The 25,430-nt window shown below is 42.9% G+C and carries 21 protein-coding genes; 16 read left to right on the forward strand and 5 right to left on the reverse strand.

Annotation, left to right across the window (positions count from 1 at the left end; translation table 11 throughout):
* The first annotated feature begins 141 nt into the window (after window positions 1-141).
* Entirely contained in the window at window positions 142-1,890 is a 1,749-nt protein-coding gene (locus DEO27_RS29230; protein WP_112574789.1) for an ABC transporter ATP-binding protein, read from the forward strand.
* A 117-nt stretch (window positions 1,891-2,007) separates the two neighbouring features.
* On the opposite strand, the gene DEO27_RS29235 is transcribed toward DEO27_RS29230, so the two are convergent.
* Window positions 2,008-2,211, reverse strand: a complete 204-nt coding sequence (locus DEO27_RS29235) for a hypothetical protein (protein WP_112574764.1) — start codon at window positions 2,209-2,211, stop codon at window positions 2,008-2,010.
* 369 nt (window positions 2,212-2,580) lie between these two features.
* On the opposite strand from DEO27_RS29235, the gene DEO27_RS29240 reads away from it, so the two are divergent.
* The 5 genes from DEO27_RS29240 (at window position 2,581) to DEO27_RS29260 (ending at window position 6,630) form a co-directional block, all read left to right on the forward strand.
* On the forward strand, window positions 2,581-3,459 hold the full coding sequence (locus DEO27_RS29240) for a cell division protein FtsX (protein WP_112574763.1): 879 nt from the start codon (window positions 2,581-2,583) through the stop codon (window positions 3,457-3,459).
* A gap of 95 nt (window positions 3,460-3,554) precedes the next feature.
* The gene (locus DEO27_RS29245) at window positions 3,555-3,851 is read left to right on the forward strand and encodes a DUF3098 domain-containing protein (RefSeq protein WP_112574762.1); all 297 of its coding nucleotides are present in this window, start codon (window positions 3,555-3,557) and stop codon (window positions 3,849-3,851) included.
* Between the two features lie 99 nt (window positions 3,852-3,950).
* Window positions 3,951-4,745: an undecaprenyl-diphosphate phosphatase gene (locus tag DEO27_RS29250; protein ID WP_112574761.1), complete on the forward strand. Its 795-nt coding sequence runs from the start codon at window positions 3,951-3,953 to the stop codon at window positions 4,743-4,745.
* Window positions 4,746-4,900: 155 nt separating this feature from the next.
* A complete protein-coding gene (gene truB / locus DEO27_RS29255; RefSeq protein WP_112574760.1) occupies window positions 4,901-5,623 on the forward strand; it encodes a tRNA pseudouridine(55) synthase TruB in 723 nt (240 codons plus the stop codon).
* An 80-nt stretch (window positions 5,624-5,703) separates the two neighbouring features.
* Window positions 5,704-6,630 carry a bifunctional riboflavin kinase/FAD synthetase gene (locus tag DEO27_RS29260; RefSeq protein WP_112574759.1) on the forward strand — a complete coding sequence of 309 codons (927 nt, stop codon included), beginning with the start codon at window positions 5,704-5,706 and terminating at the stop codon, window positions 6,628-6,630.
* A 66-nt stretch (window positions 6,631-6,696) separates the two neighbouring features.
* Here the strand turns inward: DEO27_RS29260 and DEO27_RS29265 are convergent, their stop codons facing one another.
* Entirely contained in the window at window positions 6,697-7,320 is a 624-nt protein-coding gene (locus DEO27_RS29265; RefSeq protein ID WP_112574758.1) for a LysE family transporter, read from the reverse strand.
* Window positions 7,321-7,600: 280 nt separating this feature from the next.
* Here DEO27_RS29265 and DEO27_RS29270 point away from each other — a divergent pair, with 280 nt between their 5' ends.
* Both DEO27_RS29270 and DEO27_RS29275 read left to right on the forward strand, forming a co-directional pair.
* A complete protein-coding gene (locus DEO27_RS29270; protein WP_112574757.1) occupies window positions 7,601-8,527 on the forward strand; it encodes a cobalamin-binding protein in 927 nt (308 codons plus the stop codon).
* A 266-nt stretch (window positions 8,528-8,793) separates the two neighbouring features.
* The gene (locus DEO27_RS29275) at window positions 8,794-11,352 is read left to right on the forward strand and encodes a family 20 glycosylhydrolase (protein ID WP_112574756.1); all 2,559 of its coding nucleotides are present in this window, start codon (window positions 8,794-8,796) and stop codon (window positions 11,350-11,352) included.
* A 243-nt stretch (window positions 11,353-11,595) separates the two neighbouring features.
* Here DEO27_RS29275 and DEO27_RS29280 read toward each other — a convergent pair whose 3' ends face one another.
* Both DEO27_RS29280 and DEO27_RS29285 read right to left on the reverse strand, forming a co-directional pair.
* Window positions 11,596-13,674, reverse strand: a complete 2,079-nt coding sequence (locus DEO27_RS29280) for a TonB-dependent receptor (protein ID WP_112574755.1) — start codon at window positions 13,672-13,674, stop codon at window positions 11,596-11,598.
* A 152-nt stretch (window positions 13,675-13,826) separates the two neighbouring features.
* A complete protein-coding gene (locus DEO27_RS29285) occupies window positions 13,827-15,149 on the reverse strand; it encodes a PQQ-dependent sugar dehydrogenase (RefSeq protein WP_112574754.1) in 1,323 nt (440 codons plus the stop codon).
* 174 nt (window positions 15,150-15,323) lie between these two features.
* Here DEO27_RS29285 and DEO27_RS29290 point away from each other — a divergent pair, with 174 nt between their 5' ends.
* Window positions 15,324-17,318, forward strand: a complete 1,995-nt coding sequence (locus tag DEO27_RS29290) for a gliding motility-associated C-terminal domain-containing protein (RefSeq protein ID WP_190295270.1) — start codon at window positions 15,324-15,326, stop codon at window positions 17,316-17,318.
* A gap of 147 nt (window positions 17,319-17,465) precedes the next feature.
* Entirely contained in the window at window positions 17,466-18,350 is an 885-nt protein-coding gene (locus DEO27_RS29295) for a gliding motility-associated C-terminal domain-containing protein (protein WP_190295271.1), read from the forward strand.
* Window positions 18,351-18,526: 176 nt separating this feature from the next.
* On the opposite strand, the gene DEO27_RS29300 is transcribed toward DEO27_RS29295, so the two are convergent.
* Window positions 18,527-19,048, reverse strand: coding sequence for an NADPH-dependent FMN reductase (locus DEO27_RS29300; protein ID WP_112574751.1), 522 nt, complete (start codon window positions 19,046-19,048; stop codon window positions 18,527-18,529).
* Window positions 19,049-19,347: 299 nt separating this feature from the next.
* Here DEO27_RS29300 and DEO27_RS29305 point away from each other — a divergent pair, with 299 nt between their 5' ends.
* The 6 genes from DEO27_RS29305 (at window position 19,348) to lepB (DEO27_RS29330) (ending at window position 25,408) form a co-directional block, all read left to right on the forward strand.
* Window positions 19,348-20,151 (forward strand): ParA family protein, encoded by an 804-nt coding sequence (locus DEO27_RS29305; protein WP_112574750.1) that lies wholly within the window; start codon window positions 19,348-19,350, stop codon window positions 20,149-20,151.
* A gap of 3 nt (window positions 20,152-20,154) precedes the next feature.
* Window positions 20,155-21,066: a ParB/RepB/Spo0J family partition protein gene (locus tag DEO27_RS29310; protein WP_112574749.1), complete on the forward strand. Its 912-nt coding sequence runs from the start codon at window positions 20,155-20,157 to the stop codon at window positions 21,064-21,066.
* Window positions 21,067-21,081: 15 nt separating this feature from the next.
* On the forward strand, window positions 21,082-21,759 hold the full coding sequence (locus DEO27_RS29315) for a DUF5683 domain-containing protein (protein WP_112574748.1): 678 nt from the start codon (window positions 21,082-21,084) through the stop codon (window positions 21,757-21,759).
* A 23-nt stretch (window positions 21,760-21,782) separates the two neighbouring features.
* Entirely contained in the window at window positions 21,783-22,532 is a 750-nt protein-coding gene (dapB, locus tag DEO27_RS29320; RefSeq protein ID WP_112574747.1) for a 4-hydroxy-tetrahydrodipicolinate reductase, read from the forward strand.
* Window positions 22,533-22,548: 16 nt separating this feature from the next.
* Window positions 22,549-24,003 carry a signal peptidase I gene (lepB, locus tag DEO27_RS29325; protein WP_112574746.1) on the forward strand — a complete coding sequence of 485 codons (1,455 nt, stop codon included), beginning with the start codon at window positions 22,549-22,551 and terminating at the stop codon, window positions 24,001-24,003.
* A 265-nt stretch (window positions 24,004-24,268) separates the two neighbouring features.
* Entirely contained in the window at window positions 24,269-25,408 is a 1,140-nt protein-coding gene (gene lepB / locus DEO27_RS29330) for a signal peptidase I (RefSeq protein ID WP_112574745.1), read from the forward strand.
* Window positions 25,409-25,430: the final 22 nt, after the last annotated feature.

Below are 25,430 nucleotides of genomic sequence, written 5' to 3' on the forward strand. Positions count from 1 at the left end.
AAAGAAAAAAAAGATACTAAGGAAGAAGCTTCAGCATCAACGAATGGGGAAGCGACCAAACAAGCAGCACCTCCGCCAGCTGGCGGAGGCGGGGGAGGCGTAACCGGAAAGGCTTTAGACTGGAAACTGCTTGGCAGGGTAATGCATTATGTTAAGCCTTACAACAAAACATTTGTTATAGCCACCTTCCTTACTATTTTCATAGCGGTCAACGCTTTGATACAACCAATTCTGATTCAGCGTACACTGGATGTTAACATCCTGAATGATGACTATAACGGCCTGGTTTTTATGGTTGAGCTCATGATAGGCCAGCTTATTATTCAAACCATTGCCCAGTATTATCAAACCTATTCCACCAACGCGCTGGGGCAGTACGTTATCCGCGATTTGAGGATTGATATCTTTAATCATATTACCAGTTTAAGATTAAAATACTTCGACCGGACACCTATCGGGATGCTGATTACCCGTACGGTATCCGATCTGGAAACCATTGCCGATATTTTTTCGGAAGGGTTAATCTCTATCATGGGCGATATGCTGCTGGTGGTTGCCGTAATTGGCTACATGCTTTGGCAGGACTGGAAACTGGCGCTGATCACCCTCATCCCGATGCCGTTCCTGTTTGCTTCAACTTATGTATTTAAGGAGGCCATCAAATCATCGTTCCAGGAGGTGCGTACACAGGTAGCGAGGCTCAATACCTTTTTGGCCGAGCATATTTCGGGTATCAGCGTGATCCAGATCTTCGCCCGTGAAGACCAGGAAATGCGCAAGTTTAAAGCGGTGAACGAAAAATACCGCGACGCCAATATCCGCTCGAACTGGTACTATTCGATATTTTTTCCGGTAGTGGAAATTCTGTTTGCCATATGTATGGGCCTGCTGGTTTGGTATGGTTGTAAACGGATGCTGTCTGATAGCCAGATGGCAACTATCACCGCATCGGGTAAAGGTATTACTCCAGGCCTGATCACCAGTTTTATTGTGCTGCTTAATATGTTGTTCAGGCCTATCCGCCAGTTGGCCGATAAATTTAATACCCTGCAAATGGGTATGGTAGGTGCCGACAGGATCTTTAAAGTATTGGATACCGATGAGGTTGTTGAAAATAAAGGTACGCTTACCACAGGCAGGCTGCAGGGCGATATCAGCTTTGATAAAGTATGGTTTGCCTATAACGATGAAAACTGGGTGCTCAAAAACATCAGCTTCCACATTAAGCCAGGCGAAACATTAGCCCTGGTTGGTGCAACCGGTGCAGGTAAATCATCAACCATTAATATCCTGAACCGTTTTTACGAGATAGGGCAGGGTTGTGTTAAAGTTGACGGGCATGACATTCATGACTTTGATATAAATTATCTGCGCTCGCAGATTGCTACCGTAATACAGGATGTGTTTTTATTTAGCGATACCATTGCCAATAACATCAGCCTGAATAATCAGGCCATTACGCGTGAACAGATCATCGCCGCCGCCAAAGATGTTGGCGCACATGATTTTATTGAGCGCCTGCCCGGAGGGTATGATTATAATGTGATGGAACGCGGCTCTACGCTTTCGGCAGGGCAATCGCAGCTGATCTCGTTTATCCGTGCGCTGGTTTATAACCCGGCAATTTTGGTGCTTGACGAAGCTACCTCATCTGTTGATACCGAAACGGAGATCCTGATCCAGAATGCCATCAATAAATTAATGGAAGGCCGTACGGCTATCGTGATAGCCCACAGACTTTCAACCATTCAAAACGCCGACAGGATCATCGTGCTTGACCATGGCGAGATAATGGAAATGGGCACTCACCAGGAGCTGCTTAAAATTGAGAACGGCCATTACCGGAAGTTGTACGACTTGCAGTTTAATTCGGCGGGGATTGCGAGATAGGTAAACAAAAAATTATGTCATTGCGAGCGAAGCGTGGCAACCGCACGGAAGCATGGCCGCCCTGTATAGCAAGCGATTGCTTCGTCGTTCCTCCTCGCAATGACGCTTTGAGATGACTCACTTCTTCGGTACACTCTTAACCGAATGCACCGGTTGCTCTTCTTTTTCATGTTTTTTGGCGATATCGCCGCCATGCGGGTTATCTGCATGATATTGTTTATCTTCTTTCCGCACCTTGCTTTTATGCCCATTATCGGCCGGCCTGCGGGTCGGGGTATCTGATGGTGAAGGTTTATCTTTTTCGTTTGCTGGCTTTGTCATAATTTAATAACAAAGGCAATGATGCTTTGTTTAACTCCAGATTTATATCAGAATTTGGTTTTTAATTTGTCTGTATCGGGATTGTCTGAATCAGAATTTACAGAATTTTTAAATTTTCAGAATTACCTGTCAGGGTAGCCAAGTCGTCAAAAGCGATAAATTCTGTTAATTCTTAAATCCTGTAAATTCTGATCCGGTTAGCTGTTAATAAATGTTAAATATGTTAGCTAAGGCGCTATTAAACATATTTATAAGCAATAAACTTTTACCTTTAGGGTGGGTTTCTTATTTTCGCAGAAATATGATATTAATTTGAAGGGGCAGTGGCCTCAAATCTCAAATCGGATATCTAACATCTAACAAACGTAAATGGAAGAATTTGAAGCAAGCGCATCCTCTAAAAAAACAAAAACCATCTACATTTCAACTGTATTTGGTATTGCCATGGTGCTGTTAATGGTAGGATTGCTGGGGTTAATACTGGTATACGCTAAAAATATTTCGAGCTATGTTAAGGAAAACATCGTACTTAATATTTTTGTTGATGATGCCGCCCACGAAAGCGATGTATTACAGCTTCAAAAACAACTGGATGGCAACGTAATGGTAAAACAAACCCAATACGTGAGTAAAGAACTTGCCGCCCGTAACCTGCAAAAAGACCTTGGCGAAGACTTTGTAAAGTTTTTAGGTTATAATCCATTATCACAATCTGTTGATGTTTATCTGAAAGCTGACTATGCCAACAATAAGGATATAGAGAAATTTAAAGCCGAACTGCTGAAAAATCCGCTGATAAAAGAGGTTAAATACCAGCAATCATTGGTAGATCAGATGAACCAGAATGTGACTACCATCAGCTTGATCATCCTTACCTTCGCAGGTATTTTTGTGGTGCTTTCGGTAGCGTTGATCAACAATACTATCAGACTGGCTATTTATTCGCAGCGTTTCCTTATCAAATCAATGCAGTTGGTTGGGGCAACAAAAGGGTTTATCCGTAAGCCTTTTTTACTATATGGTATCTGGCATGGTTTACTTGGCGGGTTAATTGCTATTATCCTGCTGATAGGTACCCTATATGTTGCTTATGATAATGTGCCCGACCTGGTGTTTTTACAAAACTATACCGAGTTTGGTATTGTGTTTTTAGGTGTTGTTGGTCTGGGTATTTTTATATCGGGCTTTAGTACCTTTTTAGCTGTTAACAAGTTTTTACGTTTAAAAATATACGATCTGTACAGATAGGTAGGTTAAAGGCGAAAGGATAAAGCCGAAAGGTTTTTCTTCTGCTTTAAATCACTAATTCACTAAATCAATAATTCAGTCATTAAAAAAGATATATGGCACAAAAATTTAAACCAGCGGCTCCTGTAAAACCAGCAGCAGCAACAGCTTCGGCAACAACTACAGGTGCTGCAAAAGCTACCGCGCCAACGCAACCAGTGCAATTTATATTCGATAAAAGCAATTACCGTATGCTGATCATCAGCGTTGCGGTTGTAGCTTTGGGTTTTGTGCTAATGTCGGGTACAACTGATATTTACAGTACAACCAAAATAGTTATTGCTCCCATCGTAGTTTTGGGCGGCTTTGCTTTAGGTTTCTTCGCTATTCTTAAAAAGCCTTCGGCTAATTAAACAGTAATCATGCTGGTTTTTACAGCAGGTATGTTCAAATCTAACGAACATTCCTGCTGTAAATAACGTATACTTCTACCTCAACCCCTTAAATCCCCAATGAATCTCATCCATGTTATTATCCTTGCAATAATTGAAGGGATAACTGAATTTTTGCCCGTTTCATCGACAGGGCACATGATCATCGCCTCATCGGTAATGGGCATAGCCGCAGATCCGTTTGTTAAACTGTTTACTATTGCCATACAGCTGGGCGCTATTTTATCGGTAGTGATCCTGTATTGGAAAAGGTTTCTGCAGTCGGTTAATTTTTATTTAAAGCTGTTTATCGCTTTTATACCCGCAGCAGTATTTGGAGTATTATTCAGCAAAAAGATTGATGCATTGCTTGAAAGTGTTTATGTAGTTGGTATTACCCTTTTTGTAGGTGGTATCATTTTATTGTTTGTTGATAAGTGGTTTAATAAACCAACCGTTAAGCAAGAAAAAGATATCAGCAATTTAACAGCATTTAAAATTGGTTTTTTTCAATGTTTGGCTATGATTCCTGGTACATCTCGTTCGGCTGCTACAATTGTTGGTGGCATGACCCAAAAGCTAAACCGTACAGCTGCTGCCGAGTTTTCATTCTTTTTAGCTGTTCCTACTATGTTTGCCGCAACTGCTAAAAAATTGTATGACTTCCATAAAGAAGGCCACATATTTACCGGTGAAGAAATCAAATTACTGGCAATAGGCAACGTTATAGCATTTATTGTTGCCATGCTTGCCATAAAAACATTTATAACCTTTTTAGAACGTAAAGGCTTTAAAATATTCGGCTGGTACCGCATTATTGTTGGCGCCATAATTATTGGCTTGATGCTGAGCGGCCATCAGTTACAAAATATTTAACAGGATATTTCTTTAGGATCGGATATCTGCGAATGTTTTAAATTTTGCGGATATCCGATTTGTTTTTTACTGCAGTTTCCCTTCCTTCTATCAATCAAGTCGAAAATCGTACCTTTGCGAAAAATCGGATAAATTGGTCCGGCTAAATCAAAGATTTGAAGAATACGTACACTAAAATAGAGGAATTTGCTGAAGGTCAGCTTTTACTGGTTAACAAACCTTATCAATGGACAAGCTTTGATGTGGTTGGCAAACTCCGCAATTCATTTAAACCGCTAAAATTAAAGGTTGGTCACGCGGGTACGCTTGATCCGCTGGCTACCGGTCTGCTGATCATCTGCACAGGTAAAATGACCAAGCAGATAGATACCTTTCAGGCCGAAGAAAAGGAATATACCGGTACAATGGTATTAGGCGCTACAACGCCCTCGTATGATATGGAAACCGAGTCTGACAAAAGTTTTGACATTAGCCAACTCACCGAAGAAATGCTCCGTAATAACTGCGGACAGTTCATAGGCGATATACAGCAATATCCTCCGGCACATTCAGCCATAAAAGTTGATGGCGAGCGTTTATATGAAAAAGCGCGCCGGGGCGAGGAAGTGGAGTTGAAGTTGCGCAACGTAACTATAACCGAATTTGAATTAACCCGAGTTGAGTTGCCCGAGATTGATTTCAGGGTGGTGTGCAGCAAGGGTACTTATATCCGGTCGCTGGTGAATGATTTTGGAGCTGCCTTGAATAATGGGGCTTACCTGTCAAAATTAAGACGTACACGAAGCGGCAACTTCAGGATTGAGGATGCCTGGGAAGTGATGGAGCTGGTAAATACCGTTAGGGAATTGAAGACATCAGATACGCACGCGGCACGGTAACAGAAATTTACAAAGCGCAAACACTCCTGTTGTTAATCCCATCAACTAAAAATTAACTTTGTGTTTTACTCATATAATTAATGAGGGTTTATCATAACATTGACGAATTTACAGCGGTAAACAATGCGGTAGTCACCATCGGCACATTTGATGGGGTACACATCGGGCACCGTAAAATTATATCAGGCATTAAGGAGCTGGCTGCAAGCACCGGCGGCGAAACCGTGATCCTTACTTTTTTCCCGCACCCGCGCATGATATTGCACCCGGAAGATGAAAGCCTTAAACTGATAACTACTATTGCCGAAAAGGCCGGACTTATGGAAAAGCTTGGGGTTGATCATTTGATCATTACTCCTTTTTCCAGGGATTTCTCCAATCAATCGGCCGAAAGCTATATCCGTGATGTGCTGGTAAACAAGATCGGTACAAAAAAAATAGTGATAGGTTACGACCACCGTTTTGGGAAAGACAGGCAGGGAGGTTTTGAAGACCTGCAACGCCTTGGCCCGGTTTATGGGTTTGACGTGGTAGAAATCCCCGAGCAGGATATCAATGAGGTGGCTATTAGTTCAACCCGCATTCGCAACGCTTTATTAAGCGGTGATATTGATCTGGCAAATGCCTTTTTAGGTTATCCATTCTTCATTACCGGAAATGTTGTCCGGGGCGACCAGATTGGTCGTCAGCTTGGTTATCCGACGGCCAATATCGTTATTGAAGAAAAATACAAGCTTGTTCCATGTGATGGCATTTTTGCCGTAACGGTCATCATTGCAGATCAGAAATATAAGGGAATGGCCTATATCGGCAGTCGCCCAACGGTTAATGGTCTTACCCGTAATATCGAAGTAAACATTTTTGATTTTAACCAGGACATCTATAACCAAACTATCCGCATGGAGTTTCACCATTATATCCGCGGCGATGTAAAGTTTTCATCACTTGACGGGCTGAAAGTACAGTTGGCGCAGGATAAGGTGGATGTATTAAACCTTGATTTTTAGGATTTAAGGATTACCTTGAGCTTAGTATCAGGTAATCCTTAAATCAGGCAAATCACGGTTCTGTTTTTAATGCTTAAAAAACGACAGATAGATTTGCTTCACAACATGATACGCTGCAAAGGCGAAAAATAATACCGCTATGCTTGTATTAATAAGTTTATTGCTTAACGCAAATTTATCTTGTATGTATTTGGCAAATTTGGCGTAAATAAACAGACACAAAAAGGCACCTGCTGCCGAACCCAAACTGAAAATAACCAGGGCTACGCGTCCGTCAAGGATCCATTCGTGCGTAATGAGATAAGTACCGGTCACCATCCAGAAAGGTACCTGCATGGGGTTTAAGAAGCCTAATAAAATACCATATTTAATACTGGCATGCTCAGAGTAATTAGCCTTAGGTGGCGCGTTACGATGGATCCAGGTAATGTATCCCATTACACCAAACAGCACTACCATGATCCAGTCGATAATGGTACCCAATTTCAACTGTCCGGAAAGCCAGCGGGCAGCATGCATAATAAAGTAAGTAAAGAAAAATTCAACGGCCGAGAACGCGGTTATAAAGCGTACGGCTTCTTTAATGCCACGGTTTATAGTGATCTGTACTAAAGTTAGGTTTATGTTGCCGGGTGGTATATAGCCTATAAAATTGGCTATAAGCCCGATGAAAAAAGTCAAAAATATCATCGCAGCAAAGATAGGGTGTTAATTGGAGTTGGCAAATGGGCAGATGTGCAAATTTTAAATGTGTAGATAGGCAGATGTGCAAATATGCAGATGTGCAAATTTCAAATGTAAAGATTGGCGCAACCACAATAATGCCCCCAATTTAATTTATTGATTTGGACATCTGCACGTCTGGAATCTGCACATTTAAAATTTGCACATCTTATCATAGTTTGCATATCTGCACATCTGAAATTTGCACATCTATAATTCTTACATTTGCAAACTTTAACTTGTTAACATGCCAACTGAAAAAATAGTTTCATTACTGCCGGCCGCTACCGAAATAATTTGTGCTTTAGGATTAGGGAAAAACCTGGTGGGGCGCTCGCATGAGTGTGATTTTCCGGAGGCGGTAAAGCAATTGCCGGTATGTACCGAAGCTAATTTTCCCGATGGCCTGAGCAGTGCGGATATTGATGTAAAAGTAAAAGAGATCCTGGCCGACGCGCTTTCGGTTTATACCGTAAAACGCGAACAGATTAAAGCCCTCGCTCCCGATGCAGTAATAACACAGGCACAATGCGAGGTTTGCGCCGTATCGCTAAAAGATGTAGAGGAAGCATTGGAGAATTATCTTGATAAACAAGCTCAAATTATATCGCTGCAACCAAATAGCCTTGAAGATATTTTTAACGACATTACCAACGTTGCCAATGCGCTCGGAGTAGCGGGTGCCGGCACTGAACTGCTTGAAAGCCTGCAGGAACGTGTTGATATTATTAAACATAAGCTGAAATTCAGTGACAGTAAGCCTACGGTGGCCTGTATTGAATGGCTCGAGCCTTTAATGATATCCGGCAATTGGGTGCCCGGTTTGATAAACATTGCGGGCGGAACACCTGTATTGGCGCAGGACGGCAAGCATTCTCCTTATGTAACATGGGATGATATTCTGCAACAGGATCCGGAAGTTATTGTAGTAATGCCTTGCGGTTTCAGCATTGAACGTACCATGCGCGAGATCAACCTATTATTGGATCGCCCGGGCTTTGCATCGCTCAAAGCGGTAAAGAACGACAGGTTTTATATAGCCGACGGTAATCAATATTTCAATCGTCCCGGCCCCCGTATCGTCGACTCCATAGAGATTTTGGCCGAGATCATCCGACCTAAGCAATTTATTTTTGGGCATGAGGGTGAGGGTTGGATTAAGTTTTCGTTGTAATAATAAATCTGCCGCAGGTTTAGCGATAGCGTAACCTGTGGTTTAGTATTACGTAAGCTTTCAGCTTAAGTAATAGGTGAAGCTGGAAGTTTCAATAATGCCAGTCAGGGGGGACGCTATCGCTAACCCCGCGACAGATAAAGGCTATCCCAGTTTTTACTTAAGGCTTAATACTTTAGGCTAAAGACTTCTTCAAAATACTTATTAAAATAATTTAAAAAGCTATATATTTACTTGTCTGCTATCTCTCAGGCACAGGATCAATTATGAACAAAATTTTTACGATGATGGTTATCGCAGCGGTTTTTGTATGCAGCGGTTTTAAAATTAATGACGATAAGAAGCCAAACATTGCCGAACTGCACCTCAACTGGCAGGTGATGGACAATAACTATCAGAATAAAAACGAAGCCCTCACCGCCTTGGTAATTACCAATAAAAGCCATGAAACATTGCCAGCCGCGGGATGGAAGATCTATTTTAACTCCGGTCGTGGTTTTACCAAGGCAGCGGTAAGCAATAACGCTTTAATTGAACAAGTAAACGGGGATATGTACAGCATCACCCCAACTTCGGGATTTAAAGACCTGAAACCAGGTGAAACCGCCCGTATTGAGTTTGTGTGTGACGATCCTGTAGTGAATATTACCGATGCACCTGAAGGCCCTTACCTGGTTTGGGATAATGCCCCCGAAAAAGGCTATTCTTTCGGCTCATATGATATCACGCCATATAAACCTACTTACCAGGGCCTGATAACCCCCGAGATTGTTTACGACAGAAATAAAACAGTTACCGATATCCCTGCCGATCAGTTAGTAAAAGTTTTCCCTACACCTATAAGCTATGTACCGGGTAGTGGCAGTTTTTCTTTTTCTCCGGGTGTTAATGTTTCTTCTGCCGATGCGCGGTTTAGTAGGGAAGCAGCAGTCTTGCGTAATTATATCACCTCAATCTTTGGAAAAAAGGAAATGAGTAAATCCTCGGGCAATGTAATTTCATTTGAATATAAAGCCGGTTTGGGCGATGAAGCTTATGAGTTAAGCATAAAACCAACTGTAGTGACTATCCGGGCATCTGCAAGCACCGGATTATATTATGGTATCCAATCATTTAAAAGCCTGATTCCAGCAAGTGCTTTGGCCAAAGCGCCGACTTCGATACAAATTCCTTGTGTTGAAGTTGCCGATGCGCCGCGCTTTGCCTATCGTGCGGTGATGCTTGATGTAGCCCGTAACTTTCAGTCAAAGCAACAGGTATTGAAGCTGCTGGAAGCAATGAGTTTGTATAAACTGAATACGCTGCACCTGCACCTGACTGATGATGAGGGATGGAGAATTGAGATCCCTTCATTGCCTGAACTAACTTCGGTTGCATCAAAACGTGGGCATACGCTGGATAGCAAACATCATTTGCCTCCGTCACATGGCTCAGGTCCGGAGGTTAATAATCCTTTTGGTACAGGTTATTTCACTAAGGCGGAATATATAGAGATCCTGAAATATGCCAATGACCGTCATATCACCGTAGTACCTGAAATTGAAACGCCCGGTCATGCCCGCGGAGCTATTAAGGCTATGAATGCACGTTATGACAGGTTAATGGCCGAAGGCAAAAAAGCTGAAGCCGAAAAATATCTGCTGTATGATCAGAATGATAAATCTGATTACCGTTCGGTACAATATTGGAACGATAACGTGATCGACGTATCGCTGCCCTCAACTTATAACTTTGTGGAGACTGTAGTTAATGACCTCATCAGCACCTATAAAGAAGCTGGTGCGCCACTGCCAACAATTCATTTTGGCGGCGATGAAGTTCCTGCCAATGTATGGGAAAAATCACCTGCATATGCCGCGCTTAAGGCTACTCATCCCGAAATACAAAGTACCAATGATCTTTGGTATTACTTCTATGGTCGTGTTAACGACATCCTGAAAGCAAAAGGCATCCGCCTTTCGGGCTGGGAAGAGATGGCGCTTCGTAAAACCACGCTTGATGGCCAGCCGGCTTATGTGCCTAACCCTGATTTTACAAAAGAGCATTTACAGGTTGATGTTTGGAACAATGTTTTAGGTGCCGGGCAGGAAGATTTAGCCTATCGCCTGGCTAACGGAGGTTACAAGGTTGTACTAACCTGTGTTACCAACCTTTATTTTGATATGGCCAATTACAAATCTTTTGATGAGCCGGGTTATTATTGGGGCGCGTTTTTGGGTATCGATAAATTCTTCTCGTTTATCCCTTATGATTACTTTAAAAACGCCGACGTTGATAAGCAAGGCAACCCAATAAACAGGAATATCTTTATCGGCAAACAACGCCTTACCGACTTTGGCAAAAGTAATATAGTAGGTCTGCAAGGCGCGCTTTGGGCCGAAACAGTTAAAGGTCCTGAAAGGATGGACTACATGATTTTCCCGCGCCTGCTTGGCTTGGCAGAACGCGCCTGGGCACAAGACCCGGCCTGGGCTACCGAAAAAGATCCTGCAAAAAGTAAAGAAGAATACCAGGCAGCCTGGTCAAACTTTTTGAATGTGTTAGGCAAACGCGAATTGCCGCGCCTTACGTATTACAATGGCGGTTATGATTACCGTGTACCTAAACCGGGCATCAGTCTGCAGGATGGTAAATATCTGAGCAATGTAGAGTTCCCGGGCTTAACCATCAGGTATACAACCAATGGTAAAGATCCTGATGCTACAAGCAAAATATACACTGGCCAGGTGAATTATAACGGCGGTGTTATCAAATTCCGTGCTTTTGATCCTAAAGGCAGGGGAAGTAATATTGCTGAGGGAGGAAGTAATAACCTGAACCCTTAATTTCAGTTTGCAGATTGTAAAAAGCCCGGTGTTTTGTGAAACAAAATACCGGGCTTTTTTAATTAACAATTGCCGCTGTTCATTAGCGGGCTATAGGTTGTGAAACTATGTCATTGCGAGCGAAGCGTGGCAACCGCACGGAAGCATAGCCGCTCTGTATAGCATGCGATTGCTTCGTTCCTCGCAATGACATGTTTTTTTATTTCTCTCACCATGATCTATGAACCATGAACTACCCACTATCTAATACATAAAATTCATCCCAACCGAGTAATTCCTCAACGGAGCTGCGTTATAATACCTGTTCCCTACAGCATTCAAATCATTACCCAGGCTATATTTCTGGTTAAGCAGGTTATCCGCGGCAGCAAATATTTCAAAGCGTGTTTTGCGGCCTATGCTTGGCTGATAGCTTACCCTTGCCTGAAGCAAGTTATAGTTTTGCGCGTAAACCGTACTGGCATCATTAAGCGGAATTTTTGAAGTGTAGGTATGCTGAACAAACAATGCCAGGTTTTCGGGAAACCTGATCTGTACGCTGCTTACAAATACGTTTTCAGGTACACCGGTTAGCCTGTTGCCCGAATAGTTGGCATTGGTAACAATGTAATCCCTGAACCTGAAATGGCTGTAAGTGAATGATTCATTGAACTGCAAACCACGAATAAATGAATAGCTGTTAGGGCGAATGATCCAGTAGTACAACGAAGCTTCGGTACCTAACTGGTTGGTGCCGCCTGCATTGATATAATGCTCGGTTTCATCGGCATTAAGTCGGCGTACTATAGCATTGTTTAATCGATAATAATAAACAGATGCATCAAGCATAAAAGTTTCATCGCTGTTGCGCAGGCGGAAGCCGGTTTCGTAGTTCCAGCCGTATTGGGCTTGCAGGCTTGTATTTACAATATTATCAGTTGGTCGCACTTCGGCAGTGGTTGGGCTGGAGTAACCACGGCTTACACTTGCACGCCAGGCCAGCGCGTTGATAATCTGGTATGACAAGGCCAACCTCGGCATCAACTGTGCGCTGAAGTTGCAATTAGTAAAGTTGTTTTGATTAAGCGGATACAGGTTTTTGAAATCGTACCCATAATCATTTAAACTTACAGCGGCTTCAATGTGCAGGCGTTTATATACATCAGCAGCATAGCGTACAAATACAAAATGCTGATTGGTGTGGATATCATCAATAGTTTGGGTGGTATCTTTTACCCCTTTTTTATTGCCATAGTTGGCAATATTCGAGTTGGTTTGCTGCCATTCAAAACCCAGATCAACTTTCCAGTCTAAACTTGGTTTTTTATCGCCGGTTAACTCGAAATATGTGCGAAAACCGTAGGTGTTTTCCTTGCGCTGTTCATAGTTGGTAATAAACGGGTTGGCAAAATCAACATGATTGCCAAATACTGCAAGGACGTTGCGGATATGGTCATTAAAATGATACTCGTTGGTTAAACCGCCCAGGTACATTTTGGTAGTAATGCCGATGCGCTGCTGAATTGCACCAGGCAAAGTTGGTGTAGGCTGCCGGGCCAGCGTAGGATCGGTATTGTATTGGGCAAGTGTTAAACCTCCGGGTGTTTCATAAGCCAGATCGGAGTAAATACCTAATGCCTTTAAAGTGTTTTTGCCGCTGTAGTTCCAGCTATCGGCCAGTTGCAGGTAGTTGCGATGGGTATCGCTGTTTTGCCTGTAGCCGTGATAGGTTTGAAAACTCTGGTTAATGTTGAGCAGGTAATTGGTAGTTTTTAACTGCACTGCCGCTTTTTCGTGAAACAGCCCGTATGAGCCGCCGTTTACTCCTGCCGAAATATAAGTGCTGTCATTATACCGGTTAAGCGGACTAAGGATCACCACACCGCCGGAATTGGCACCAAATAAACTTCCATCGGGCCCTTTCAATATCTCCACTTTTTGTATCGACGCGATATCGATGGCATTCAGGTAACTGTTGCCCCCGGCATCTGTAAGCGGGATATCATCAAAATAGATCTTCACATCCCTCACCCCAAAAGGCGAGCGAAGTAAACTGCCCCTGATTGATAAACGGTAACTTCCCGGCGAGCGCTCCTCGGTACGGATACCCGGAACAGTATTCAAGGCACTTACAAACGAGTTATCGGGCTGGATGCGGAGCTGGGCGGCGCCAAGTACACTTACCGAGGCGGGTACGCTAATTACAGGCTGATCGCTCAGATAGCCTTTTACAATTACCGTCTTGAGTTCGGTGGTATCTTTTTTAGCAGGCTTTTTATTTTGTGCATTGGCCGAAATAGCAGCAGCCAGCGCGAAAGTTATAATAGTAAACGGTTTTAACATAGGTTGATGATCAGGGACATCACCAAAAATAGGTGTTTATACCCATAAACCTGTATCGCCGGTTTGTAAATATCTTGATGATTGAACGATTCAAACATCCTTAAACTTACAAAGTTTCTGAAACTTTGTAAGTTTTTTGTTCGGCTAAAATATTAATGCGTAACCCGCCAAATCTTATTCCCGGCATCATCAGCTACCAGTAATGATCCATCTTTTGCTACAGCCACGCCAACCGGGCGGCCATATACTTTGCGCTTTGCAGTATCGGCAATGAAGCCGGTTAAAAAATTTGTTGTTTGGCCAGTGGGCTTATTATTGCTGAAAGGGACAAAAACCACTTTATAACCTACCAATTTTGAACTGTTCCACGAGCCATGCTGGCCAATAAAAGCCCCATTTTGATACTCTTGCGGAAAGCTTGTACCATTGTAGAAAGTTAAACCAAGCGACGCGGTATGCGAGCCAAGGGCTACATCCGGTACAAGCGTCTTTTTAACCATTTCCGGGTTGGGATCTTTCTGTTTCAATACTGGGTCTTCATGTTGCCCGAAGTATGCCCAGGGCCAGCCGTAAAATCCACCGTCTTTTACGCTGGTCAGGTAATCGGGCACAAGCTGATCGCCGAGATCGTCGCGCTCGTTTACCGCGGTATACACCACACCTGTTCCCGGCTGTATATCGATGCCTGCCGGGTTACGCAAGCCCGAAGCATAAACCCGTTCGCCAGTGCCATCAAGGTTAATTTCCAGGATATCGGCCCTGCGCTTCTCGTTAGCAATCCCGTGCTCGGCAACATTACTACCTGATCCTACCGAAACATATATTTTACTGCCATCGGCACTCAGGTGAATATTGCGGGTCCAGTGATTGTTATAGCCGCCGGCCGGCAGATCTAATATTTTAATGCCTTTGCCGGTTACTTTCATCTCGCCCATTTTATAGGGGTAACGCCACAAACCATCGGTATTGGCAACGTAAAACCATTCGCCGGCGATGAGCATACCATAGGGTTGGTTCAACCCACTCAGAAAAACCGTTTTTGAATCTGGCATGCCATCACCGTTAGTATCCTTAAACAGCAGGATCTTGTTGGCGCTTTTGCCGTAGTTTTGTGATTTACTTACGCCAATAATATCCGCGCCAATCTTTTTTAGCCCACTGAGCTCGGTATTTGCTTCGGATACAAACACGTCTCCGTTTGAGGCTGCGTAAATATTACGCGGATTATCCAATCCATCGGCATAAAGGCTTACCGAAAAGCCTGCAGGCGCGACAGGTGTTAGGCCTTTGGGCCAGCCAATAACCTCACAAAAGTTTTTTACGGCTTTGGTCTCATATGGCGCAGCCAGTTTAACCTCCTGGTCGCTTTTGTTAATAACCGTATCGGCATTGTTATAATTGGCAGGTTTTTTATGCTTGCAGGCCACAAGCAAGGCACCGATAATAAAAGGAAATATGATGAGGCTGTTTTTCATTTCAGTGGAGTTTTGTATACTAATAATTAACTTTTTAGTAGCGGAGATTGTTTGGGCTAAATGATTGTTTTGCAGGGCGTAATATATTCACGCTTTAATAGCTTTTTATGCATCGGCGTAAGCAAAAAAATATATTTTTGGTGGCTCGATGTTTTTTTATTTTCCAAACCATTAATGCGTTTTACCCCCGTTAAATTATTTCTGTTAATATTGCTTGCCTTTGCATTTACTCATGCGCAGGTAAACGCACAAGCAGTTGTTTGTAATGGAAGTCTTGGCGATCCGGTATTTAAACTTGATTTTGGATCAGGACAAGGATATGGCGCCCCCCTGGGAAATGATGTAACTGATTTTACCTATATACAGGGTTGCCCCGAAGATGGTCAATATACTATTGTAAATACAACTAACATAAATGTGAATAATGGCTATGGTAATTGCCATCCGGAAGGGTGGCAGGTTGTAACTCATGATCATACAGGCAATACTAATGGGTACATGATGCTTGTTAATGCTTCGCAAGACCCCAAAAAATTCTTTACTTATAAAATTAGTGCCGGAACGCTTTGTCAGAATACCAAGTATGAATTTTCGGCGTGGGTTTTTAACCTTATATTCCAGGCGCATGCAGGCCCTGGCGTTCATGAGCCTGATATTACTTTTGTAATAACTAATGCCAACGGCGAAAAAACCACGTATGATACCGGCGAAATTCCGGCAAGCAGCGATCCGGAAGATTGGCGCCGGTACAGCATGTTGTTTTCTACCGGTTCTGGTAATAATGAAATTACAATTGAAATGATCAATAACGAACCCGGCCTAAATGGGAACGATTTGATGCTTGATGATATCCAATTTAGGCCCTGTGGCCCAACTATGCCGGTCGGCTTTTCAGACATTGCTACCAATATGCCACAGGATGTATGTGTGGGGGAAACAAAGAATTTTACCCTGGTATCAAGTGTAGGGAACGATTATACAGATACAAGGCTACAATGGCAAAAACTAAATCCTAACGGTAACTGGGATGATCTGCCCGGAGCAACCGGCGCGCAACTTCCTGTTTCTGTTACAAACAGCACACCTATAGGGGCTTATGAGTATCGGCTTGCGGCTGCCGACGGAAATAACATTAACTCACCAACCTGCCGTACTTATTCACAGTCGCTTACTATAAGGGTTAATGCTTACCCAGATAAACCATCAATCATCGCTCCCCCAGTGTGCGAAGGCGATGCGCTTACACTCACCGCTACGCCGGGTGCAATAAGATATGAATGGACTGGACCGGGTGTTACCGAAGCTAATAAAGCTCAGAACCCGCTGGTAATTGATAATGCATCTGCGGTGGATATAGGGGACTACCAGGTTACCGTTTTTTCGGTAGGCGACTGTTCAAGAACATCGGATAAACTGCATGCGGTTGTGAATTTAAAACCTGTAATAACGGTTAATGCGCCCCCGCCAATTTGCAAGGGTAGCGCGACTATCATTAGCGCGGATGCTGCCGACGCTAAAAGCTATAGTTGGTTACCGGTTACCGGGTTGTCAGATCCTGCGGCAAAAAGTCCGGCTGCGAAACCTGCGGAAACCACTACCTATACGGTAACAGTAACCACTAATGAAGGTTGTACAGCAACTAAACAGGTAACGGTAACGGTTATGCCTGTTCCTGAAGCAAGTATAAGCCCGCAGAAAAAGATTTTTGAAGGCCAATCGGTAGTGCTGGATGCCCAAACACAGTATGCCGATACTTACCTGTGGAGCCCTGCCGAGGGTCTTGACGATCCGACCAAAAAGAATCCCATTGCCAGTCCGACTGATGATATTACCTATACCCTGAAAGCCTCGTCGGGCATTGGATGCGGGTCTGTCAGTGTCAGTGTTTTTGTAAGGGTTTATAAAAAAATAGTTATTCCAACTACGTTTTCGCCCAATGGCGATGGTTTAAACGACTACTGGGATATTGAGGCTTTATCAACGTATCCGGAAAGTACAATGAATGTGTTTAGCCGCAGCGGGCAAAAAGTATACACCTCTACAGGTTATGATAAACCCTGGAATGGCGCCTACAAAGGATATGTTTTGCCTTCGGGGACTTACTACTACGTCATCGACCTTAAAAATGGTGCGCCATTATTATCGGGCTGGGTGTTTATTGTGCATTGATTTTGATGACCCGATATTAGTATAGTATATCGAAATAAAAACTGACCGTTGAGCTCTGCCTTTTAGCGGGCGCTTGAACTTACCTTTAAGGTTTTAAGTGTTGATCTGGTCATGCAGCCGCGTTTTTCCCCGGTTTTTTTACTGTTGATGTTATTCTGTGCGAATGCCTGTGCCCAAAGTATGGATTGTACCGGCAAGTTGGGGCATTGGCTCTTTAAAGAAGATTTTGGCTCCGGTACAGGTCACGGCCCCGCCTTACCGGCGGGTGTTACTAACATGGCATATACGCCATATTGCCCTGCCGATGGATTTTATACATTGGTTAACGCTTCTGAAGGTTGTTCGGAAGAGTCATGGCATAAAGTAACGCATGACCATACCGGGAACAGCAACGGTTATATGATGATGATCAACGCGTCAAATGAGCCGAGCACTTTTTTTACCCGTATGGTGCCCTCGCTTTGCCCGGCTACTACTTATGAGTTTTCTGCCTATATCCTTAACCTGTTAAAAAATACAGTGATTGGGCCAACAGTTCAGCAGCCCGATATCCTTTTTTCTATTGAAACCACAACCGGCGAAGTACTTGAAACGTTGCGTACCGGGCCAATTCCTGCTACATCGGGCCCGGTTTGGAAAAAATATAACCTGGTTTTTAAAACGCCTGATGACGTAATCAGCCTGGTATTGAAAATTAGCAACAGTGCTCCCGGAGGCCCGGGTAATGATCTGATGCTGGATGATATAGAGTTTATAACAAGTGCGCCCAAATTAACTATTCCCACCATGTTTTCGCCCAATGGCGATGGCGTTAACGACGTTTGGGATATTGTTAACCTGGATGCCTATACGGATTGTGTTTTAACAGTTTATGACCGTGGAGGAAGTATTGTTTTTAAAAGTGTTGGTTACAGCACGCCATGGAATGGCACAAGAAACGGGGTACTCCTTGATATGGGGACGTATTACTATATGATTGATCTTAAAACCGGAGCCCGAAGGATATCAGGATGGGTGTTTTTAATGAGATAGGTTTGGGAGGGAAATGATTTAACAATGCAATCTATAGGCAAAAAACGAGTTAAAAACCATGTCATTGCGAGGAACGAAGCAATCGCACGGAAGCAAATCCGCCCTGTATAGCATGCGGTTGCCACGCTTCGCTCGCAATGACATATTTATTTGTTATGTCACTGAAATCAATCCAATCAAAATTTAATGATCTTGTCAATCTGCTCGTCTACAAACTTGATGGTATCCGGTTTAAACAGGTTGCCTTCTTCGTCAAATTCTTTGTGAATGGCGGCTATATGTAGTTTAAGCGCCATAATGTTAAGGTGCAGGTAATGACAAACGCCCGTAAAATGATCAACACCCCTGATGTTGCCATATTTGCCTGATGATAGGCCAACTAAAGCAGCTTTTTTATCATAAAAACTTTGCGGAAAACTGCAGGCATCAATAAAAACTTTGAGCACACCCGGAAAGCTGCCATTATATTCGGGGATAAGAAATATAAACTTATCGGTATCGGTAACTATTTGCTGGATAGGCTCAAACTCCGCGCTGCGTTTATTGTAAAGGTCGGTTTCAATAATGTTTGGAGGCAGTTGGGCAAGTGATAAAATGCCTGCTTCCACACCTTTTTCGCGTAGTTTTTGTTGATAAACATGCGCCAGTTTAAGTGTTGAACTTCCGGGCCTGTTTGTTGACGCTATAATGGTTATCATTTATTATTGGTAAATTGCTGCATGATCTGGTCAGTGATATCGTTGGTTTTTAACTGTTAACTTTTTGTTAATGAGTTGGTTGTTTTTAAATATGATTTAAGTAATAATATTGAAAACTTACCCTGCCGATATTTTACTAATTGATCAATATTGTTTGTAAATAGACAAAAGCTGTGGAATTCTACATTATTTAATTCCGTATCTTTATCACCGGATAAAAACTTTACGAAAGTAGAAATTTCTGTTTCTATTTAACGTTGTTATAAATCACAGAACTATAAATTTTTTTAAACTATAGAATGAGTAAAATAATTGCTTTAGCCAACCAGAAAGGCGGCGTAGGGAAAACTACATCATCTATAAATCTGGCTGCAAGTTTAGCTGTATTAGATTATAAAACTTTGCTGGTTGATGCCGATCCTCAGGCTAACTCAACTTCGGGTATTGGTTTCGATCCCCGTAATATTAAAAATAGTATTTATGAATGTATCATCAATGAGGTTGATCCTCATGAGGCCATTCAGAAAACAGATACCCCAAACCTTGATTTATTACCTGCGCACATTGACCTTGTAGGTGCCGAAATTGAGATGATCAATTTAAGCGGCCGCGAGTACAAAATGAAACAGGTATTTGACAAGGTGCGCGATGAGTATGATTTTATCATCATTGATTGTTCGCCTTCATTAGGTTTGATCACTATTAACGCCTTAACCGCTGCCGATTCGGTAATTGTACCGGTACAGTGCGAGTATTTCGCGTTAGAGGGTTTGGGCAAATTGTTAAATACCATCAAAATTGTTCAGTCGCGCCTTAACCCGCAATTAGAGATAGAGGGTATCCTGCTAACCATGTACGATGTGCGTTTGCGTCTGAGCAACCAGGTGGTGGATGAGGTTAAAACCCATTTTGAGGATATGGTTTTTGATACCATCATACAACGTAATACCCGTTTAAGCGAGGCGCCCAGCTTTGGTGTTTCGGTAATTATGCATGATGCAACGTGCAAGGGAGCAATAAATTATTTAAACCTTGCCCGCGAAATTTTGGAAAAAAACGGATTGGTTAAGGGTGAATCGGCAACAGCTACAGCAACAGTATAGTAAATGAGTGGTGAAAAGAGAAATGCCCTGGGCAAGGGACTGAGTGCGCTATTGAATGACACGCCTAACGTACAACCATACCAAAACAGAAATAAAGAAACAGCAAGCCCTGCCGAGGTCAATGACCTTGGCTCGGTTAATGAAATAAAACTGACCGAAATTGAGGTTAACCCCTTTCAGCCCCGTACCGATTTTGATGAGCAGGCACTTGCCGAGCTTTCAGAGTCGATCAAGCTTCAGGGTTTAATTCAGCCAATTACGCTTAGGAAATTAGGCGCGCATAGATACCAGCTCATCTCAGGCGAACGTCGTTTTCGCGCGTCGAAGCTGGCTGGCTTAACCCAGATCCCGGCTTACGTACGTACGGCCAATGATCAGCAAATGCTGGAAATGGCGCTTATTGAAAACATTCAGCGTGAAAACCTGAATGCCATTGAGGTAGCCCTGAGCTTTCAGCGCATGATTGAGGAGTGTAACCTGAAACAGGAAGAATTGGGCGACAGGGTAAGCAAAAACCGCTCGACAGTTACTAATTACCTGAGGCTTTTAAGGTTGCCACCGGTTATCCAGGCCTCTATTCGTGATGGCGAGCTTACTATGGGCCATGCCAAAGCTATTTTAACACTAACCGATCCTGCTAAACAATTATTTATACATCAGCATATTATAAAGGAAGGTTTATCCGTTCGTAAGGTTGAAGAATTGGTAAGGGATATGCAAAAAGCACCGGTAAAAAAAGAGGGCAAACAACCCGAGCCGGTATCGTACCAATTGCAAAAGATCCAGGATGATCTTGCTTCAAAATTTAGTACAAGGGTAAAACTAAAAGTAGGCAGCCGCGGAAGCGGTGTTATCGAGATCCCTTTCCTTTCGGAAGATGATCTTGGCCGCATCCTTGAAATGCTTGATTGGTAATTGTTAATTTAAAAAATGTATAAATTCCTGTTTTTTTTAGGTGTATTCACTTTTTTTATTTTTGCCGCACAGGCTCAGATAGCTGACAGTACGGGGACTAAAAAAAGTGATACGCTAAAAGTAAAGCATCCTGTTAAAACCCCATCAGGTTCATTTGCTCCAAAGATCGACCCAGCTAAAGAAAAGATCTATCACCCGGATAGTAACCATATCCCCCATAAAGCGGTAATGCATTCATTAATGGTACCGGGCTGGGGGCAGGTATATAACCACAGGTGGTGGAAAGTGCCTTTGATTTATGGCGGTTTGGGACTGTTAACTTCGGCCATTATATACAACCAGCATTATTATAACGAATACCTGATATTATCAAGGTATCGTCAGGGTACTCCGGCCAAGCCGGGCGATCCTTATTACGCCGAATCAATTCAGTACGCGCAGGTACCTGATGCTAACCTGAATGATGCCCGTGAAAACTCAAGACGTAACCGCGACCTGAGTATCTTTGGATTTTTGGCCGTATGGGGTATCCAGGCTGTTGATGCTTATATCGATGCCAAGTTTATCCATTCCTACACAGTTGATAATAACCTGTCGTTTAAAGTAACCCCGGGTTTAATTAATCAGCCGGTGTTCGCGCAAGGTGCTAATAATGCTTATATTCCGGGTTTAAAAGTTACCTTTACGTTTTAATAAGGAAAACCACAATACCTGAAATGAAGATAGCACTACTTGGCTACGGAAAAATGGGCAAGATCATTGAAAAGATTGCCATTAGCCGCAAGCATGAAATTGTACTTACCATTGATCATGAAACCCTTCATGACCTTACTCCCGAAAACCTGCAGAAAGCAGATGTAGTAATTGAGTTTACCACCCCGGCATCCGTATTATCAAATATTGAGCATTGTTTTAATGCCGATGTTCCTGTTGTTATAGGTACAACCGGCTGGTATGAAAAACTGCCGGAGGTAAAGCAACAATGTATTGACGGAAATAAGTCGCTGTTATGGGCATCAAACTTTAGCGTTGGCGTTAACGTGTTTTTTCATGTTAATAAGTTGCTGGCTAAAGTAATGAACAGGTATCCCTACTATGAAGTACAAGTTGAGGAGATTCACCATACCCAAAAAATGGATTCGCCCAGTGGTACGGCCATAACTATTGCCGAAGGCATTATCAATAACACCGATACCAAAAACGAGTGGATTAATGTTTTAACCACCGATGATAGTGATGCTAACGCTAACGTATCAGCTAACCAATTGCTTATTGAATCGTTAAGGATTGATAGCGTACCTGGTACGCACACTGTTATTTATGATTCGGAAGTTGATAGTATCGAATTTAAGCATACCGCGCACAACCGCAACGGTTTTGCTTTAGGCGCTGTTTTAGCTGCCGAATGGCTGCATGACAAAAAAGGCTTTTACTCGGTGGAGGCCATGTTTGATTTTAATAGCTAATAAGCTTAAAACATAAATGACAATAGCGGGCTATATTGGGTTTTATATCTTGATAAGCCCGCTATTGATTTTAATACTGGCCGGGTATTGGAAGCTTTTCGAAAAGGCCGGTCGCCGTGGCTGGGAGGCTCTTATTCCGGTCTATCACCTTTATATTATGCTTAAATTAAGCCAAAGGCCTTTATGGTTGCTTTTGCTGCTTTTAATACCGGGCATAAATTTCATTATCAGCATAGGCATCCTTGTTGATTTCATTAAATCGTTTGGAAAGGTAGGAATCGGGCAAATTACCATGTCGGTACTGTTGCCTTTTATTTTTATCCCTAAATGGGGCTTTGATAAAAATACCCGCTATGTTGGGCCCTCGGGAAGCAGTGATTTCAGGGAGCAATATCGCGACCTGGATAAATCACGCGCACGGGAGTGGACAGAGGCTATCTTGTTTGCTGTAATAGCGGCAACGGTAATTCGCGGACTTTTCCTGGAGGCCTTCACCATTCCCACCTCATCAATGGAAAGCTCACTAATGGTGGGTGATTTTTTATTTGTGAGTAAGATCAATTATGGAGCACGTCTGCCCATGACCCCGATTGCATTCCCTTTTGCACATCATACTATGCCGCTTATGGGTACCAGGGCTTATTGGGATGGTGTAAAGCTACCGTATTATCGGCTACCGGGCTTTAGTGAGGTTAAAAGAGGCGACGCGGTTGTATTCAATTATCCTATGGATGCCGATTCGCCGTTTTACCGTCCGGTAGATAAGCAGGAAAATTATATCAAACGATGTGAGGCGGCTCCCGGTGACACCATAAAAATGGAATACGGACAGGTGTATGTAAACAACCGCTTAATAGCCAATCCGCCAAATGGGGAAATGGAATACCGGGTGCGTACGGATGGTTCGGAAAATGTGTTTGACCGAGATACGCAATATGATCTGCACCTGGAGGATATCCAGCAGTTTACTAAGGTGGATTTTACCGTTAACACCACTGCGCAATCGGCCGAAAAGCTGAAAACCTATCCCCACATTAAAATGGTAAGGCCGGATATTAAATTAAGAGGTGTATACGACCCGGAGGTTTTTCCGCATGATCCCCATTTCCGGTGGAACGAGGATAACCTTGGCCCCTTTATTATACCGCGAGCGGGTTGGGCGGTTAAGCTGGACAGCACGACCATGCCTTTCTATCGTCGGGCTATTGAAGTGTATGAAAACAACAAGGTACAGGTTAAAGGGAATGAAATCCTGATTAATGGTTTGAAGGCGGATAGCTATACTTTTAAAATGAACTATTACTGGATGATGGGCGATAACCGCCATAATTCGGAAGATTCGCGCTTTTGGGGCTTTGTTCCGGAAGATCATATTGTAGGTAAAGCCGTATTTGTGTGGATGAGCTGGGATACCAATTCGCCGGCTTGGTGTAAGATCAGATGGGATAGGGTGTTTAGGCGAATTAATTGATGTGCAGATGGAGAAGATGTGCTGATATGCAAATTATAGATGTGCAAATGAGAGGGAGATGTGCGGATGTGTAAATTTCAGATGTGCAGATGGAGAGGATGTGCAGATATGCAAATTACAGATGTGCAGATGAGGAATTTTTCGGAACCAATAATTAATATTGAAGAACGTAACATATAACGTGTAACATATATCTTATATATAAAATATAAACATTAAAAAATCTGCACATTTGCACATCTGAAATTTGCACATCAATACGGATATGAACTGGAAATTCTGGAAAAAGAAAGATTCAAGTAAAGTAAAGAAGAAAAAAAGCGCGCTCCGTGAATGGGGCGATGCCATCATATTTGCAGTAATAGCCGCTACCCTTATCCGTACGCTATTTATCGAAGCCTACGTGATCCCCAGCGGTTCGATGGAGAACTCGCTTTTAATTGGCGACTACCTGTTTGTAAGCAAGGTTAACTATGGTGCAAGGATGCCGATAACCCCTGTTTCATTTCCGTTTATGCACCATACAACGCCATGGGGCACTCAGGCCTATTGGGGGGGGGTAAAATTGCCTTATTATCGTCTGCCGGGTTTAAGCGATATTAAAAAAGGAGATATCGTTGTATTTAACGCGCCAATAGAGGCTGATTCGCCATATTTCAGACCGGTTGATAAACGCGAGAACATTATCAAACGTTGCCAGGGAACACCGGGCGATACGTTAAGTGTAGTTGACGCGCAGGTTTATATCAATGGCAAAGCTGCTCCAAGTCCTGAACGAGGCAAAGAAGGTTATTTTGTTGAAACCAATGGCCAGGAATTTAACCCGGCTATTTTAAATGAGCTTAAGATTGAGATCAGGGGGAATACCGGTAACCGTTACGAAATGATGATGGGGAAAGAGTCGGCGGCTACCTTGAAAACGTATTCAAACGTAAAATCAATTGTACCGGCTGTTACGCTTAAAGGTACCAGCGATCCGCTGAACCCGGTTTATCCGGTCAAGTATCCGCGATATAAGATCACACCTAACTTCCCGGATTTTAAATGGAATGTGGACAACTACGGGCCAATTATTATCCCGAAGAAAGGGTGGACTGTTAAACTGGATAGCCTAACTTTCCCGGTTTATGGCCGCGCGATAGAAATCTATGAAAACAATAAAGTAAATGTTGTTGGCAAGGATATCATGATTAACGGAAAAAAAGCCGATACTTATACCTTTAAGCTTAACTACTATTTTATGATGGGTGATAACCGTCATAATTCGGAAGATTCGCGCTTTTGGGGCTTTGTTCCTGAAGATCACGTGGTAGGTAAGGCATTATTTACCTGGATGAGTATAGATAGTACAGCCACTTTCTTTGATAAAATAAGGTGGAACAGGCTGTTCAGGGGAATACATTAATTGAAAATATAAAAACACTGAA

It is taken from the genome of Mucilaginibacter rubeus (assembly GCF_003286415.2).
Taxonomy (GTDB): Bacteria; Bacteroidota; Bacteroidia; order Sphingobacteriales; family Sphingobacteriaceae; genus Mucilaginibacter; species Mucilaginibacter rubeus_A.

Bases quoted from the DNA above. Each gene is read 5' to 3' on its own strand.
- DEO27_RS29230 (WP_112574789.1), top strand. From the start codon at position 142: ATGCATTATGTTAAGCCTTACAACAAAACATTTGTTATAGCCACCTTC.
- DEO27_RS29235 (WP_112574764.1), bottom strand. From the start codon at position 2,211: ATGACAAAGCCAGCAAACGAAAAAGATAAACCTTCACCATCAGATACC.
- DEO27_RS29240 (WP_112574763.1), top strand. From the start codon at position 2,581: ATGGAAGAATTTGAAGCAAGCGCATCCTCTAAAAAAACAAAAACCATC.
- DEO27_RS29245 (WP_112574762.1), top strand. From the start codon at position 3,555: ATGGCACAAAAATTTAAACCAGCGGCTCCTGTAAAACCAGCAGCAGCA.
- DEO27_RS29250 (WP_112574761.1), top strand. From the start codon at position 3,951: ATGAATCTCATCCATGTTATTATCCTTGCAATAATTGAAGGGATAACT.
- DEO27_RS29260 (WP_112574759.1), top strand. From the start codon at position 5,704: ATGAGGGTTTATCATAACATTGACGAATTTACAGCGGTAAACAATGCG.
- DEO27_RS29265 (WP_112574758.1), bottom strand. From the start codon at position 7,320: ATGATATTTTTGACTTTTTTCATCGGGCTTATAGCCAATTTTATAGGC.
- DEO27_RS29270 (WP_112574757.1), top strand. From the start codon at position 7,601: ATGCCAACTGAAAAAATAGTTTCATTACTGCCGGCCGCTACCGAAATA.
- DEO27_RS29275 (WP_112574756.1), top strand. From the start codon at position 8,794: ATGAACAAAATTTTTACGATGATGGTTATCGCAGCGGTTTTTGTATGC.
- DEO27_RS29280 (WP_112574755.1), bottom strand. From the start codon at position 13,674: ATGTTAAAACCGTTTACTATTATAACTTTCGCGCTGGCTGCTGCTATT.
- DEO27_RS29285 (WP_112574754.1), bottom strand. From the start codon at position 15,149: ATGAAAAACAGCCTCATCATATTTCCTTTTATTATCGGTGCCTTGCTT.
- DEO27_RS29290 (WP_190295270.1), top strand. From the start codon at position 15,324: ATGCGTTTTACCCCCGTTAAATTATTTCTGTTAATATTGCTTGCCTTT.
- DEO27_RS29295 (WP_190295271.1), top strand. From the start codon at position 17,466: ATGTTATTCTGTGCGAATGCCTGTGCCCAAAGTATGGATTGTACCGGC.
- DEO27_RS29300 (WP_112574751.1), bottom strand. From the start codon at position 19,048: ATGATAACCATTATAGCGTCAACAAACAGGCCCGGAAGTTCAACACTT.
- DEO27_RS29305 (WP_112574750.1), top strand. From the start codon at position 19,348: ATGAGTAAAATAATTGCTTTAGCCAACCAGAAAGGCGGCGTAGGGAAA.
- DEO27_RS29310 (WP_112574749.1), top strand. From the start codon at position 20,155: ATGAGTGGTGAAAAGAGAAATGCCCTGGGCAAGGGACTGAGTGCGCTA.
- DEO27_RS29315 (WP_112574748.1), top strand. From the start codon at position 21,082: ATGTATAAATTCCTGTTTTTTTTAGGTGTATTCACTTTTTTTATTTTT.
- dapB (WP_112574747.1), top strand. From the start codon at position 21,783: ATGAAGATAGCACTACTTGGCTACGGAAAAATGGGCAAGATCATTGAA.
- lepB (WP_112574746.1), top strand. From the start codon at position 22,549: ATGACAATAGCGGGCTATATTGGGTTTTATATCTTGATAAGCCCGCTA.
- lepB (WP_112574745.1), top strand. From the start codon at position 24,269: ATGAACTGGAAATTCTGGAAAAAGAAAGATTCAAGTAAAGTAAAGAAG.